Origin of the sequence: uncultured Nostoc sp., from assembly GCF_937863485.1 — a bacterium.
Classification (GTDB): Bacteria; Cyanobacteriota; Cyanobacteriia; order Cyanobacteriales; family Nostocaceae; genus Nostoc.
Genome location: NZ_CALMFY010000156.1, coordinates 16,451 through 32,602 on the forward strand (window position 1 = coordinate 16,451; position 16,152 = coordinate 32,602).

At 42.2% G+C, this 16,152-nt stretch carries 10 protein-coding genes and 2 pseudogenes; 5 read left to right on the forward strand and 7 right to left on the reverse strand.

Annotation, left to right across the window (positions count from 1 at the left end):
* On the forward strand, positions 1 to 287 hold a 287-nt coding region (locus tag Q0541_RS20130; RefSeq protein ID WP_298914168.1), incomplete at its 5' end, for a hypothetical protein.
* Here the strand turns inward: Q0541_RS20130 and Q0541_RS20135 are convergent.
* Both Q0541_RS20135 and Q0541_RS20140 read right to left on the reverse strand, forming a co-directional pair.
* Complete coding sequence (locus Q0541_RS20135; protein ID WP_298914171.1) at positions 276 to 1,556, reverse strand: VWA domain-containing protein; 1,281 nt, start codon at positions 1,554 to 1,556, stop codon at positions 276 to 278. The genes Q0541_RS20130 and Q0541_RS20135 overlap by 12 nt on opposite strands.
* Complete coding sequence (locus Q0541_RS20140) at positions 1,553 to 2,809, reverse strand: VWA domain-containing protein (RefSeq protein WP_298914174.1); 1,257 nt, start codon at positions 2,807 to 2,809, stop codon at positions 1,553 to 1,555. The genes Q0541_RS20135 and Q0541_RS20140 overlap by 4 nt, the downstream gene beginning before the upstream one ends.
* 895 nt (positions 2,810 to 3,704) lie before the next feature.
* Here Q0541_RS20140 and rnhA point away from each other — a divergent pair.
* Complete coding sequence (rnhA, locus tag Q0541_RS20145) at positions 3,705 to 4,613, forward strand: ribonuclease HI (protein ID WP_298914176.1); 909 nt, start codon at positions 3,705 to 3,707, stop codon at positions 4,611 to 4,613.
* A 33-nt stretch (positions 4,614 to 4,646) separates the two neighbouring features.
* Here the strand turns inward: rnhA and cruG are convergent, their stop codons facing one another.
* Both cruG and cruF read right to left on the reverse strand, forming a co-directional pair.
* The gene (cruG, locus tag Q0541_RS20150; RefSeq protein WP_298914179.1) at positions 4,647 to 5,879 is read right to left on the reverse strand and encodes a 2'-O-glycosyltransferase CruG; all 1,233 of its coding nucleotides are present in this window, start codon (positions 5,877 to 5,879) and stop codon (positions 4,647 to 4,649) included.
* Positions 5,880 to 6,121: 242 nt separating this feature from the next.
* The gene (gene cruF / locus Q0541_RS20155; RefSeq protein WP_298914182.1) at positions 6,122 to 7,030 is read right to left on the reverse strand and encodes a gamma-carotene 1'-hydroxylase CruF; all 909 of its coding nucleotides are present in this window, start codon (positions 7,028 to 7,030) and stop codon (positions 6,122 to 6,124) included.
* A gap of 531 nt (positions 7,031 to 7,561) precedes the next feature.
* Here cruF and Q0541_RS20160 point away from each other — a divergent pair.
* The 3 genes and pseudogenes from Q0541_RS20160 to Q0541_RS20170 form a co-directional block, all read left to right on the forward strand.
* Positions 7,562 to 8,647, forward strand: coding sequence for a spermidine/putrescine ABC transporter substrate-binding protein (locus tag Q0541_RS20160; RefSeq protein ID WP_298914230.1), 1,086 nt, complete (start codon positions 7,562 to 7,564; stop codon positions 8,645 to 8,647).
* A gap of 108 nt (positions 8,648 to 8,755) precedes the next feature.
* The gene (locus tag Q0541_RS20165; protein ID WP_298914185.1) at positions 8,756 to 9,649 is read left to right on the forward strand and encodes an ABC transporter permease; all 894 of its coding nucleotides are present in this window, start codon (positions 8,756 to 8,758) and stop codon (positions 9,647 to 9,649) included.
* A 54-nt stretch (positions 9,650 to 9,703) separates the two neighbouring features.
* A pseudogene (locus tag Q0541_RS20170) lies at positions 9,704 to 10,048 on the forward strand (hypothetical protein); the annotation flags it as partial.
* 88 nt (positions 10,049 to 10,136) lie between these two features.
* Here the strand turns inward: Q0541_RS20170 and Q0541_RS20175 are convergent.
* The 3 genes and pseudogenes from Q0541_RS20175 to Q0541_RS20185 form a co-directional block, all read right to left on the reverse strand.
* A complete protein-coding gene (locus Q0541_RS20175) occupies positions 10,137 to 13,757 on the reverse strand; it encodes a response regulator (protein WP_298914189.1) in 3,621 nt (1,206 codons plus the stop codon).
* 171 nt (positions 13,758 to 13,928) lie between these two features.
* Positions 13,929 to 14,123: pseudogene (locus Q0541_RS20180) on the reverse strand (four helix bundle protein); the annotation flags it as partial.
* 205 nt (positions 14,124 to 14,328) lie between these two features.
* On the reverse strand, positions 14,329 to 16,152 hold a 1,824-nt coding region (locus Q0541_RS20185; protein ID WP_298914192.1), incomplete at its 5' end, for a methyl-accepting chemotaxis protein.

Sequence of the window (16,152 nt, forward strand, 5' to 3'; positions counted from 1 at the left end):
TGGCTGCACCAGTGCGATCGCCTTGTTGCAATTTCGCCTCAGCTAACTGGGTTTGGCGATACTTGGCTTTACTTGAGGTCAGGAATTACCTGAATCAGTCCAGTCTGGAAGGCTTTGTCGTAGGTGATGAGGAATCAAATATTTTTTCTCACTTTGCGCGGCAGTCGCTTCTCCTAAGGGAGACGCTGCGCGAACAAGTCGGGAAACCCGCCCAACGCGCTGCCTTGCCTTGGCGCGAAACTTTCATCCCGTTAATCAGCAACGCTGAATTTTTACTATTCCTGTAAAACGGTTTTTGATACAATTCTAGTTTTCTTCAGGTCTGCTTCCGACAGTTCTTCGCCAGCTTGCAAGCGAGTGGCAGAAGTTTGCAATACTGTCGCTGCACCTTTATCTCCTATTTGTAAAGCGGTTTTAGCTGCTGTTTGTAACATCGTTGCTGCACCAGTGCGATCGCCTTGTTGCAATTTCGCCTCGGCTAACTGGGTTTGACGATACTTCGCTAATGCTAAAATAGATTGTTGCACCTGCGGATTAGATGCCGATTGATACGCCCGCACTACATCTGCATACACTGCCACAAGGGGCGTAAGTAAGCCTTGTTCCTTAACCAACGGGTCATCGTAACGGATTTGCAGATGCCCGATCGCTTGTTTACCTTCTGGCAATTGTCCCAAATAAATATTAGCCAAAACTACCCGTTCTACATCCTGCATCAAATCTCCCAAACGCACAGCAAAGCTACCATCAGCTTCTGGTTCCACTGGTAACTCGATTGTGTCTGGGGCAACTTGGGCAATGGGTTTCAATTCTGCTAATCGGACATTAGGCACTAGAGATAACAGCAAGTAGGCATTAGTTAGCCCAATCGACTGAATCCGTCCAAACAGTCGGCTAAACTGATCCACAGCTTGCTCAGGACGTTCAATATGGGCTAGAGTCCCACCACCGACATCGGCAATTTTTTCCAGTAAATCCTGATTCCAGCTATTGCCAAATCCGAAAGTGTTGATAGTTAGGTTCAACTTGGCAGCCTTTTGTGCAAGTGCAAGACAGCGCTTGTTGTCATCTCGCCCAATATCCCACTTCCAAATCCGCAAACCGCTTTCACCATGTCCATCCGTCAACAGAAACGCCTGGGAAACAGCGCCTCTTGTGCCTTTCATCAGTTCTGTAATTCCCAGTTCCAAACCGTCAGCGATTACAGTACCGCCGCTAGCACTGAGTTTACTTTTAATTTGAGATTTGATGCTTTCAGGGTCTTGGATCTCTTGGTTGGGGATAATGACTTCCGCAGAACCAGAAAAAGCCACAACTGAGATGCGATCGCCTACTTTCAACCGATCTATTAATCTTTCCACCGCCTGGATCACCGTTTTAATTGGTTGTCCATGCATGGAACCACTTCTATCCAAAATCAAGCAGAGGTTAAGGGGCAGATTTTGGTCAAACTCACCAGCGATCGCAAAAATTGTCATTGCCAGTTGACGTTGGCTACTTGTTTGAGCCACATCAACATTATTGTCATTTAACGCCGATAGCAATTTAACTTTCATTGCGGAGGGGTATCTTGCAAAACTGTTTTGGAGACCATCCTGGTTTTCTTGCGATCGCTTTCGGATAAATCTTCACCAGATTGTAGCTGGGTGGCAGAAGTTTGCAACACCGTCGCTGCACCAGTATCTCCCATTTGTAGGGCAGTTTTAGCAGCCGTTTGTAGCATCGTCGCTGCACCAGTGCGATCGCCCTGTTGTAATTTCGTCTCTGCTAGCTGAGTTTGGCGATACTTAGCTAATGCTAAAATAGACTGTTGCACCTGGGGATTCGGGTCTGCTTGGTAATTTTTGACTACATGGGCATAAACTGGGATATTTGGTGTAAATAAACCTACCTGGTTGGCGGCTGGATCATCATAGCGGACTTGCACATTAGCGATCGCTTGTTCACCTGTTGGCAATTGTCCCAAATAAATATTAGCTAAAATCACCCGTTCCGCATCTTTCATTAAATCTCCCAACCGTACAGCGAAACGTCCATCAGTTTCTTGTTGCAGTGGTAACTCAATTGTGTCTGGGGAAACTTGGGCAACAGGTTTGAGTTCCGCTAGCCGGACATTGGGCATCAAGGAGAATAGCAGATAAGCATTAGTCAATCCCACTGTTTGAATGCGGCTGAACAGGCGATTAAACTCATCCACTGCCTGTTCGGGTTTTTGAATATAAGATAAAGTCCCCAAACCAGCATCAGCAATTTTTTCTAAAACATCTTGGTTCCAGTTGTCACCAAATCCTAAAGTGTTCAAAGTCAAATTATAGCTAGCAGCCAATTGGGCGAATTTCAAACAGCGATTGTTATCACCGTGTTCATTTTCCCCGTCGGTTAATAAGAAGGCTTGGGAAACACTATCTTTTTTGCCCTTCGCCAACTCCTCAATCCCCAAGCGCAATCCTTCATCAATCGCAGTCCCACCATCAGCAGATAAGCGGTTAATCTGCTGTTTGATTTTCTCTGGATCTTCGACACTTTGACTAGGTACTAAGACTTTGGCGCGGTGATCGAAAACTACAATACTGAGGCGATCGCCAGGATTGAGTCTATCTACCAGACGATTTGCTGCTTTTTTGACTGTTTCTAGCGATCGCCCATTCATAGAACCACTATGATCGAGAATTAAGCATAAATTCAGTGGCACATTGCGGTCTTGATTTTCTGCGATCGCCGAAATCGAAATTCCCAACTGACGTTGACTATTCAGTTGATTCGCGTCCAAATTACCATCATTCAAGGCAGGCTGCAAGCTAACCTTCATAACTCAAAGTCCCTATTCAGGATATACATATTAATAAATAACTTCAAAGCACCACTTTAACTCTACGGAAAACCTATCTAACACAAATACATTCATATAATCAGAATATCTTAGCTTAATTGGGCAATGCCAATTTTAGATTTTAGATTTTGGATTTTAGATTAAAGAATTAAAAATTATTTCCGTTCATGCTTCGCCTAAGCGTGGGCAAAACAAATCCAAAATCTAAAATTCCGCTTGCCCCGTACCCTTATGGGCCGGGTCAATCCAAAAGACGCTCTCTACGAGACGCTCTTGCTAGCAAAATCCCCGTAGGGGTACGCAAACTCGCTCTAAGCGAACGCAAGAGCGTCTTTAAGAGTTGCCATGCCGCAGGCTTTACGCTACGCTATCGGCAATCTAAAATCTAAAACTGCTTGACTGGATGACAAATTAGATTTGAAAATGCGGTGGTTAACTCAAAACAGAAGTTAGGGAATGTGAATGAATCAATTTCCAAGTTGAGGCAATGTCGTCTAAACGTCTTAGCCCTAGACAAATCTAGGACTTACGCAAAAAACCTCTCAAACTCTCATTCCTCCGTGTCACGCCAGTTGCTTCTCCTAAGGGAGACGCTGCGCGTAGCTTGCTTCCCCGTAGGGGTACAAGTCGGGGAACCGCATCGCCCTTGGCGTCTCCCCTTGGGAGAAGGGCGCACTGGCTTCTCTGTGTCTGGAGTGGTAGCCTGCGGCAAGCCGCTTTGCGTCTACGTTCTTCCATGACCCATGCGTAAGTCCTGAAATCCTCTTAATACCTGGTTCTGCGTCTCCTTTTCGCCCTAAAAACCCGCAGTCGCTACAACTTTGGGAACCAAAGCAATGCGCTGCCTCTTTTTTGCAGTTCGATATCCTAAACCATGTCCACTCAACCCACAATCCAAAGCATATACACCGATGGTGCTTGCACCGGGAACCCTGGCCCTGGCGGTTGGGGAGTAGTTGTCTACTTCAGCGATGGCTCAATCCACGAAATGGGCGATGCATCTCCTCATACCACTAATAATAAAATGGAAATGCAAGCTGCGATCGCAGCCTTACAATTCCTGCAAACATCTCAACAAGCCCAAGCCATCACCCTTCATACCGATAGCGAATACCTGATTAACTGCGTTACCAAGTGGGTGAAAGGCTGGAAAAATAAAGGCTGGAAAAAGTCAGATGGTAAACCCGTTCAAAACCAAGACCTTTTGGAAACTCTCGATCAACTCAATACCCAACAGGTGAAATGGCAACACGTCAGGGGACATTCTGGTAACATAGGTAACGAACGTTGTGATGTGATCGCTCGCACCTATGCTAGTGGCAAAATCCCTTCGCTACAACAATTAACTCCGACAAATTTTTATAAATCTTTACCTTTTACAAATGAACTAAATGTAGCAAAAGTAGCTGATTCTGAGAAAAACTCTAGAGTAATTAACCAAAGTAGACAACAAGTCAGTACTTCTGCACCAGAAATAACTCTTATGGAACCATCAACTGGGCCAATTGCGGCCGCAACCGACGAGAAACCGCCAGAAATGAGGGTTTCGCAACTCCGCAGCTTGGTCGAAACTCTACGTATCGCTGACGAAATTTCTGAAAAAGGCTACTTAATCACCAGTTCTGAGTTAGCAGACTTGATGGATGTCCACGCCAGCGCTGTTACCAGCCGGGGAGATCAATGGCGCTGGCGAAACTGGATAGTGTCACGGGTACGTCGTGAAGGAAATCAAATTCTTTGGGAACTGGAACGCGGGGATCAAGTAGGAGGTGAAGAGGAGTGAGGAGTTAGGAGTTGAAAATTCATAATTCATAACTCATAATTCAGCACTGTATTTGCGTCCTCGCCACTCGCGCGGGGTATGGAACGCAGATAAGAAGATTCGCAACACAGCTAAGGGATCAGCCAAAGGGGAAAGCCAGAATAACCAGCTGCCTTTGGCGCTTTTGCGATCGTAGGAAGGGGCGATCGCAATTAGCATAGCAAAGCGAATCACCACCAAGAATAAATTCAGTCCCACCAGGAGGAGTGGGGGAGTGGGTAGAGACGCGATTAATCGCGTCTGTAGCAAGTATCCGAGTGGCGGAGAAATCAACAAAAAAGTGAGGATAATTAAAAGGGGTAGACCCTGAACAGATGTGAGTAGCCATAAATCTCCCCACAACTGCGAACGAGAAGTTGCATCTTTAAGATCGAGACTCCGCCCCCATTCCTTCCACGTCTCCATCGCCCCTTCATACATCCGTACCTTTAGCACCTTTGCACCATCTAAAAAGCCCACTTTATACCCTTGAGCAGCAATCTTTCGTGCCAAAGTGACATCATCACAAAAAGAACTACTCGCACTGCTATAGCCACCCACAGCAGCTAAAACCGAGCGACGACACAAAAAACACTGCCCATTTGCCATCACCCGTTCTGGCTGCTCTGTATTGATCCCAGCGGGGTCAAATCGGTAAAGCAAAGTCATCAACAAAGCCGGTTGTAGCCAGCACTCTCCTGGATATTTGAGGATAAACTGGGGTGAAAGGGAAACCAGATCATAGCCTTGTGCTTCGGCCGTCTTCACCAAACCAGCAACCAAACCAGGATGGGGTTGGATATCAGCATCCAGCCCCAGAAACCACTGACTAGCCTCAGAGCTATATAGAAAACCGTTATGCAACGCCCAAGGACGCCCCACCCAACCAGAGGGTAAGGGGTCATCTGTGATCACCCGAAAGCGCGGATCTTTCTGCTGTTTCGCTTTTACCAAGTCGGGGGTGCCATCACCAGACTTGCTATCTACAACAATAATTTCCCGAATTTCGTAGCTTTGTTGACTTAAACCAGCCAACAGAGGGCTAATGCGAAGCGCCTCGTTCAGTGTGGGAACAACGACGCTAACCTTACCCAAAAGCTCCGGCGTCGGCTGTTGCGGTTCTATTGGGGGAAAGCGTCTTGGCCCCTTTAGCAGGCGCGAAAACAGAATCGCCGTTGCTGGTACTTGGATAAGTAGCAATAAAAGGGAGATGGCGCTTTCTACTATCAAAGCGTTGTCATTAGTCATTAGTTATTAGTCATTGGGCATTGGGCACTTGTACTGAGCGAACCGCAAGAGCGTCTCTAAGAGTTGCCGTAAAGCCTGCGGCATAGCTACGCTTAGGGCGCAGCCTCTCGTAGAGAAGAGTTGTATTAGGCATGGGGCATGGGGCATTAGTTATTGCCTTCCACTCCTAACTTTTAACTCCTAACTCCTAACTCCTAACTTCTAACTCCTAACTCATAACTCCCCACTCCCCAATCTCTAGGCTATTTCAAGGCAACTTCAACCTTTGCTACTGATACTTCCTTGCTTGCTGATTCGACTGCAACTGGAGTCGGTGTGGTTGAACTCCTTAACCACAGCGCCACGGCGGGAGCCACACCAAGCAATAAACCGAGCAATACAGGGATGGAGAACCCAGCAGCCAAACTTAGTCCGGCGGCGAAAGCAAAGTTAGTTAAATAAACGACTAAGGGGAGATTGAGTTGCGATCGCTCTAATTTAATCGATGTATTTCTCCACAACAATCCTGCCACACTCATAAACAGGGCGCTAGTGCCAAACCAACCTGCATAATTCTGGTAAGGTGTCCCAAAGAAAGCTCCTGGTTGTTCCCAATACCAGAAGGGCAAAGAAGATTGACTCATAGCTGGCTCAAGGGCAAAATCCCAGCAAGTAAAGAGCAAAGCACCAACGGCTATAGCAGTAATATGGCGTCCCCAACTGGGTTTTTGAGCCACTTTCAAACCAGCTCTTGCAATTAAATAAGACGACAGCCCAACATAGAACCAAGATAAAGGAATTGTGAAAGGAACTAGCCCCGCAATCTTATAACCCAAGCCACTCAAGTAGCTATAATCACCAAATGGAAAACCTGTACTGGTTCCCAGTAGTTCACTTCCCAAAGAGATAAACATAGCCGGTAGCATAAATGCTAGCCAGGTTCCTAATCCCAACGTCCGGTAGGCATAAATAGAGACAGCTATTGTCCCCAAGATGATATCAACTACACCACCGCCAGCCATACTTAACTGTATGGCAGTTTCGCCAACCTGCGATAAGTTTAAAATTATTTCGGCATTAGGTACGACCAGTAGCATCCCTACCAGTCCAAAGGCTTTTGACACGATATGACCAATGAGGCATACGCGCTCAACGATAACAAGTTGTCTCATAATAATTCCTTAACAAGATGTGACACGCGGCTACTCGGCTGCTAACAGTTTACAAATGTTTAACAACATATTTAACTACTTTGTGCCGCAATTCTCTACAAACTTGTTTGGCTTTCTTGGGAAGAGCATAACAGCCTATTGATTGAAGCTATAAGAAATATGATTATAAACCTACTAGTTTAAGCCATATAGTCAAAATCTGCATAATTTCATCTGCAAAAACTTCTGGTTTGTTGTCCCACTGATATCCATATGCTGAAAAACTCCTTTCATGCAGGGATCTCCTTCAGGGAGGACAACCATCATAAATTAACCAAGTCCGAAAGTAAAATAAAGTCTTTAGCTAACTCCGACAGAAGCCCCACATCTTACCCGTTCGCAGAGCGTACATTCGCGTAGTGGGCGACCATAGGAGAAGGAAAGGGTGCGTTTGGTAAGTGTGAAGAATGATACATTTACCCGAGAAAATCACGTCAGGGGCTATGAGGTATACCGTAATCTAGAAGTTGTCGATGAATGACTTCTAACTTAATGACTAACAGACGGCAATTTGTAAAAGGGGCAGCAGCGCTTTCTAGCTTATCTTTAGCTAGTTGTGGCTGGAGGCTGGGTGAAGTCCGTGCTAATTCTAATACTTCTGGTCAACGTGACCAACTTTATATCTTTACCTGGACGCAATATACTGACAACCAATTACTGAAAACTTTTAGCACCCAAACTGGCATGAAAGTGCTAGCAGATGTATATGATTCCAATGATGTGATGCTGGCTAAGTTGCAAGCTGGAGGCGGTGGGACTTACAGCATCATCTATCCATCTGATTATATGGTGCAGAAGATGGTAAAGAAAGGTTTGTTAACAGAAATAAATCACGATAGCTTAATCGGTTTAGAGAATTTATTTCCCCGGTTTCAGAATCCTAGTTATGACCCCAATAACCGATATAGTATCCCTTTTAACTGGGGAACAACAGGTTTCCTTTATAATTCCGAAAAAATCAAAGATGCACCACAAGACTGGGATTACCTTTGGCAAAACCAAAAGCAACTTAATCAGCGGATGACCTTGCTCAATGATGTTCGAGAAGTTATGGGTGCGACGTTACGGATGCTAGGTTATTCTTACAACTCAAAAAATGAACAACAAATCAAACAAGCTTATGAAAAGTTGAAGGTGCTAAAACCTGCGATCGCACGTTTTGACACCGATGCTTGGCAAAATCAAATTTTAGCAGGAGATTTACTATTGGCAATGTGCTATTCAGCAGATGCAGTGAAAATCTCTAAAGAAAATCCTAAACTAAAATATGTGATTCCTCGCAGCGGTTCTTCATTATGGACAGACACTATTGTTATTCCCAAAGCAGCCCCCAATTTAGCTGGAGCTTATGCTTGGATTAACATGATTCTGCAACCAGAATTAGCGGCCAAAATCAGTCAGCGTCTGAGTATTTCTACGCCTAATAGTGCTGGATTTGAGCAATTGCCAAAAACAATCCAAAACAATGCTAATTTATTTCCATCAGAGTCTTTTTTAGCAAATTGTGAACGTGTTACTCCTGTAGGAGAATTTGAAGAGGTTTACGATCGCTATTGGACTCAATTAACTAGCAGCTAAATAAAGTTTGGATTGATTTGATATTTTTAATTCAATCCAAAATCCAAGTTGCGCTGTAAGCACACCTTTGGTGCGATTTAAAATTTAAAATTGATAGAGTTATAAGTGATGAATTTTGAAAAAAATGAGATTTCCAAAATAGAAGAATTGCATCGCCTGCCAGGAAACTGGCTCCAACCTTTGGTATTACTTGCACCATCTGGGATTTGGTTATTACTTTTGTTGGTGCTGCCAACTTTGATAATTTTCGAGTTAAGTTTGGTTGCAGACATCCGGCCGGGAGATTTGGTCAATCCCAACGGATTCAAAAACTATATCCGAATATTTGATCCGCTTTATGTGCAAGTAATTGGGCGATCGCTATTTTTTGCGTTTGGTACTACAATAATTTGTTTAATTTTGGGCTTCCCTGTCGCCTATTGGATTGCTCAGATAGCGCCACAGCGTTGGCGAAATTTGCTGCTATTAGGCTTTATATTACCTTTGTGGACTTCCTCGTTACTTCGCTCCTATGCTTGGATTACAATTCTTCGTCCTACTGGTTTATTGAACAGTTTACTCAGCAATTTCGGCTTGCCTACTTTGGAATTACTTAACCAAAGTCAAGCTGTATTTATTGGCATGAGTTACAGCTTGTTACCCTATATGGTTTTGATTTTATATGCTTCTCTCGAAAAGCTAGACAAGCGGTTGCTAGAAGCAGCGGCTGATTTAGGTGCAAATCCGGTGGAAACTTTTTGCCAAGTAACCGTACCGCAAATTTTGCCTGGAATTGCGGCTGCTTCTATGCTTGTATTCATCACAGGCTTGGGGGATTTCGTCGATCCAGAATTACTTGGTGGTGCTTCTAGTATGACGGCGGCGCGGTTAGTTTATAACCAGTTTCTTGGAGCAACGCAAAATTGGGGATTTGGTTCAGCCTTGAGTATGACGTTAATTTTGCTTGTTAGTATTGCGATCGCGCTTTTGATTAAGTTTGGCGAACCTGCACCCAAACGCTAAACTTTTCGTCACTCACTTATAATAAGGGCATCAAACACCAGCGAGACAACGGTTATGCTCTTACCTGATCTCAAAAATGCGTTACCAACTACTGACGAACTTCCTTGTTCAGACGATACGCCAGTGGATAACATAGACTGAAGGGCTTGGCGAAGCCTAGACCAAAATTTTTTGCCCAACATTTTACTCTTCTTACTCAACTCTATTTGGGCAAATCGCATGGATTGGTACTTCGGAGTAGATATGGAAGTATATCACACCACAGGAGTAAATCCTAGAGTACCTGTAGTGCCAGATGCTTTTTTAAGTGTGGGAGTAGAACGAAAAAAGGGTGGCAAATCACGCAAAAGTTACGCGGTTTGGGAAGAAAATGGGATAGTTCCAATATTCACATTAGAAGCTGAAAAGTTAGCGCAGTATTTACGTTCTCTAGGTGTAGATCCAAATAATCTACCTGGTAATTAAGGCAATAGCATTTCCCAAATTATCAATGATTTGCCACCAGAAGTAAAGGCTTAAAATCATCTGTATTACTGTTAATTAAACCCTTAATTGTAGAGAGAAACTCATGCTCTAAATAAGGCTTAGTCAAGTAAGCCCTTGCACCCAATTCTTGGGCAAGCTGACGATGTTTTTCAGCACTGCGAGAAGTAAGAATTACAACAGGTATTTTTGCTAAATTGGGGTATTGACGGAAATTGCTCAACAACTCAAAACCATTCATTCGTGGCATCTCTAAATCGGAGACGACAACTTGTATTTCTGGATGTAAGTGCAATTTTTCTAGAGCTTCAACACCATTTTGAGCTTGTATTACTTGATAGCCAGATTTTTGCAAAGTCAGAGAGAGAGTTTGCCGGAGACTAATTGCGTCATCTACTACTAAAACAACTTTTGGTGATTTATTATGTGGCTCTTGAGAATAACTGGGTTGGGTTTCTATAGTTGTTGTGGAAATAGATGCAGCAAGTAATGGTGTAGATGAAAAAGTATGTCCTGATATCGGCAAGGCTTTTTTATTTGAGGAAGAAGCTATCGGTAGCGCCATGATATCAAGTGTTGTTTGTTGGATCTCGCTAGACTTTACCAGCAATGAAGCATCAATCACTAAGACAAGGTTACCATTGGCTAAACTACTACAACCATAAATATATTTTGGCGGTGCGATCGCATTTCCTAAAGGTCTAATTACTAGTTCTTGTTCACCAATGATTTGGTCAACTTCCAAAGCAAATGTTCCCTGATTTCGTCGTAGCAAAAGCACCGGATTTTTCGCTATGCTTGGGTCATGAATATTTGATGTGTTGTATAGAGTACCACTATTAAAGAATGAACCATTATAATCAATCAACTTTGAAAGCTGACAGAGACTGACCATAGTCTCATCATTGTCTGTGTTCCAATGCAAGACTTTTTTCCCTTCAATTTCTTTAATCTGTTGATCGGAGGGAATCAATATTTTTTCGATACTGTCCAAAAGAAGGGCATAAACAACACCTTTAGCTTGAACTAGCATTAATTTTTCTGTAGTCATAGAAAAAGGAATTTTGAGTATGAATATTGTCCCTTGGTTGGGTAAGGATTGAACTGAAATTGAGCCGTTGAGTGCGTGCATCTGAGTACGCACAATATCTAAACCCATACCACGCCCAGAAATTTCACTCACTTTATTGGCAGTAGAAAATCCAGGCGAAAATATCAAATCTAAAAGTTCAGGTTCAGCCAAATTAGAAGCAGAGCTTCTAGTTTTTTCTTCAGTTTGTAGGGGATAAAATTCAGCAGCTTTTCTGCGAATTCTGTCTAAATTCAATCCCTGACCATCATCCCGAACTTCGATAATAGTTTGGCTACCCTGATGATAGGCACAGATTTCGATTAAACCTTGTTCTAGTTTACCAAGCTCTCGGCGAACCTGTGGTGCTTCAATACCGTGGTCAAAAGCATTACGCACTAAGTGTAATAAGGGATCGTAAAGCTTTTCTGCGATCGCTTTATCTACTAGTACCTCAGTACCAGTAAGTTTCAATTCTACAAGTTTGGCATGAACATTCCCCAACTTATTTACCATGTGGGGAAAGCGATTCAGGATATTGCCCAAAGGCGACATTCGTGCTTCTACTAAGCTATCTATAATATTAAGAGTTAAATTCTCTTTTTTGTCACTAATTTGAGCAGCTTGCGTCACGAGCAAGTCAAGAGATTCAGTGGTTTCTTGTAGTTGCAGTGTCTCTTCTATTGCTTCATGCAATGTCATATGAAATTCTGTATATATATCCATTTCTAAAGAGTCAAACTTGACTGCAAAATTTTGCGTTTGTTGTGAGGTAATATTTTGTACTTGTAATGGTAAATCACGTAATTCATTTAAAGTTGTTTGGTGTCTAGTTAGTTGCCGTATTAATTGCTCAATTATTTCTTTGACTTGTTCATCTTGCAAACTACGCCGTTTTTGGGAAATCAGCAATTCTCCTGCTAGATAATTGAGGTGTTGCAGCCTCTCTGTATCCACTCGAATAAATGAAGGTTGGCGAAAATTTTTAGTTTGAACATACTGTGATTTATCTTCTATTTCTTTATTGATTTGTGTAGTTAAATCAGGGATGACTTCAATAGCTGTTTCAGAAACATCTATAACTACCTGCTCACTGACAGTTAATGAATCTGAAGAATCATTAGTCTGGATCGTCACGATTTCAACAGCAAAGTTTTGGCTAGCTTCTTCTCCCCATATTGCTTCTAGTAGGTTATCAGTTGTTTGAGAAGATAGAGATTTAGATATTTCTTTAAGAACTAACAGTGTTTGTAATTTGGGGCTATCAAGCCAATTTTTCTCTTTGCTAGTAACAGGAGGATAATTTTTATATTCTTGTGCTACGGAATGAATTCGGTTTTGTAATATTTTAATTACTGAGAAATAGCTGTCAGATGGTTTAATATAATATTGAAATTTTGCAACTGCAAAGAGGATGATTAAGATGATACCATGTCGATAAATATAAAGACTTTGACTATCTTCTTCATCTTGGACAAAATCAAGAAACTTTTTCAGCCAGTTTTCTATATAATTAAGTAGACTTTTTCTTTCTAATGTGGGAACAAGTAAATTCAAACTGATATCTGGCTCTGGGATTTCCATCTTATGATTAAACCAGCCAAAAATGTAGCGAATTACTTTTAAATAAAACTTTGCAGTTGTTGGGTTGACGGATTCGTTTTTATTGTTATCGGATGTAGTGAGAAACTGGTAAAATTGTTCTTCATTGATAATAAATGCGCTAGCAGATGAATTATTTTGCAATTCTCCAGATAACTCATTACTTGCCACTGTCATGAGTTTTTGCAAACCTGGAGAAGTTTCTCCACCAGATGTGCGATCGCCTGCTAGTACCAATTTTTGTGCTTGTTGCAAATCTACAAGGGCAATTTCTGCAATTTGCTGCACCTGGGTGGGATTTGCTTGCAGCGCTGACAGAATTGTTTGGGCAATTTCTCCCAATCCAGGTAAATTTAGAGATTCTGCCAAGCCGAAAAACACTTCAGCTTGAGAGTGTAAGAACTCGATAAATTCGTCACTATTTGGTGGATTATTAACAGCGTCAGCAATACTGTTTAGACGTTGCTCTACTCCCACTTCAAAAACGGACTGCACAATATCAAATCCCAATTCTTCAGAAGTAGGAATATGAGATTCAGCACCAAATGCATCACCCAGTTTCTCTTGCAACTGTGCAAACACTGAAGTTGCTCGATGGAGCAGTTCTTCATCATTAACAGTACTACCTATTAGCTCGGTATTTAATGCTATGCTAAGACACTCATAAGCTTGTAACAAAAGTGTTTGTAATTCGGCATCAACTACCACTTTTGGATTATATAGAGCTTTAAATACATCTTCTAAATAATGGGCTATCATCTTAATTAGTTCTAGCCCAACATTAGCGGCTCCACCTTTAATTGTATGAGTGGCCCGCATTAAGTTGTGAACTTTGGCAGTGCTATAACCTTCTGATAAGCTAAATAGTTCTTGTTCAATAATTTTGACTAATTCTGGAGCTTCAGCCAGAAAGTAGATGTATCCTTGTTCGCGAATTTCGTTATCTGTAATCATAGTTAGGAATTAGGAGTTTAGAGTTAAGAGTTGGGAGTTGAGAGTTGATTAACCAATTGATTTTTCAGTTGTCTTGACTATTGAACTCAAAATCCGAATGATTTCATCTGCATAGATTAATTCATTTGTTAAATCAATATTTACTAAATTAGACTGTTGTAGTAAACGTAGCTAGTATTTAGTTTCTCTAGCTTCTTTATAAGCAATATACATTTTTGCCAATAAATTCTTTCTACTCTGACCTCCACTAGCTTCTTCGACATTTGCGCCAATACTTGTTCCATTGCGTAATAATTGCTTAGAAAGTACATATTCCCGTTGCTCTTGCAGTTTAATATACAGGTGAATAATTTCCAAAGCAAATTTAAAATTCTTCTTTTAAATAATACTTTCTGCCAATTAATCTTCTCCTATTTTCAACTCAAAAATTAGAATTAATTAAGGTTAAAGCATTTTCAAATTTGCGAATCATATCATGATTTATCTAACTAATGCTTTGACCCAATAACTCCTAACTCCTAATTCTTAACTTTTAACTTTTAACTCCTAACTCCAACCTGCTAACTTTTTCTCAATTCACTTTAAACTTACTAGCAGTTGTTAATAGCTCTTGCGCCATCCCTGATAAATCTTGGAACACAGTAGCAATTTGTTGAGATTCAGCAAAAGTTTTATTAGCAATTTCTGCTACATCTTGCATTGATTTAGTTACTGTTACAGATTGGGTCATTTGTTTTTGAGTCGCTGCGGTAATTCGCTCGATTAGCTGACTAATTTCGGCAGTTGCAGAAACGATCGCATTTAAGTTTTGGCGAGTGTCACTGACAAGATTTGTACCTTCTACCACCTGCTGAATACCAGTTTCCATCGCTACTGCAACTTCTCCGGTTTCTGCTTGAATCTCCTGGACTAATTTTTCTATTTCGATGGTTGCTGCTGCTGATTGGCGAGATAAAGAACGGACTTCATCAGCTACAACTGCAAAGCCTTTGCCATATTCACCGGCACGAGTAGCTTCAATGGCTGCATTCAAAGCCAATACGTTTGTCTGTGTGGCAAAATTACCAATCAAATTCACCACTTTGGAGATTTTTTGCGAGGATTCGCTGAGGCGTTTAATCTTTTTGCTGGTTTGAGCAACGGTTTCGCGAATTCCTTGGATTGCTTTTACAGTCAGGTTCATGGCGGTATCGCCAGACTCTACAGTTTGATTGGCTTGTTGCACTGCTAGTTGCACTAATTCAGCATTCGCCACTACAGCTTGAGTAGAGTCCACCATATGTTGAATTTCACCTAAGGCTGCGGTAATTTCCTCAGATTGTTGTTGCGCCAGATTAGTCAGTCCCGCCAGTGAAGCGTCGCTATTGCTAGAAGTTTGGGCAACTTGTTGAGCAGCCCCCTGTACTTGAATAACTATTTGCCACAGCGCTTGCAGAGTATTATTGTAAGCATCGGCGATCGTGCCTAGCTCGTCTTCTGTAATCGGTGCGCGTACTGTTAAGTCGCCGTTGAGGGCGGGTCTTAGGGCTGTTAGAAGTTGAATAGATCGTTGTTGTAGTAACTCCTTGGCTGCCTTTTCTCGTGCTGCTGCTTCTGCTAATTTTGCTGACTGCGCTTGTACTTGTTGCAAATATTCAGTCTGTTGTAATGCCAGTCCTAACTGATTACCAATGCGTGCTAATAAGGTGACTTCCGATTCTTCCCAATCACGAGTTCCAGAATTTTGATAAGCTGCCAGCAATCCCCACAATTGTTCCCCAGCAAATACAGGAACAATCATATAAGCTTTGACTTCAAACTGTTCTAACATCTCAATGTGGCAGGGGAAATGACCCATCTGGTAGATGTCATTTACAACAAAGTTTTCTCCTTGAACATATCGACCTCCCTGAGTTTCTTGTAAGTGGGTATCTTCCCAGACGGTTTTGATATCGGGGCCTACCAGTCTTACCCAACCATAAGCTACTGACTCAGACACAAATTCGCCACTCCAGTCGGGATTAAAGCGATAGACAGCGACGCGATCGCATCGCAGTAATTGCCGTACTTCTTGAGTGGTTATCTTGAAAATATCTTCAACATCGAAGATTTGCCGGATGCGGTTGCTGATCTTTGTGAAAGCTTTCTCTTGTTCCGCTATCTGAGCTAGTTTCTCAGATTTTACCCGCACTAATTCTAGATAGTCTATCTGTGATTTAGCTAGGCTAAATTGCAAACTAGTCTGAACCAAAAAGTTAACTTCCCAGGTTTGCCAGTCACGAGTGCTGGAATTTTGGTACGCTGCCAGCAAGCCCCACAATTTCTCCCCGAAGAATATAGGAACAATTATGTAAGCTTTGGCTTCAAACTGCTCTAAAATCTCAATGTGGCAGGGAGCAAGCCCTACTTGATAGAT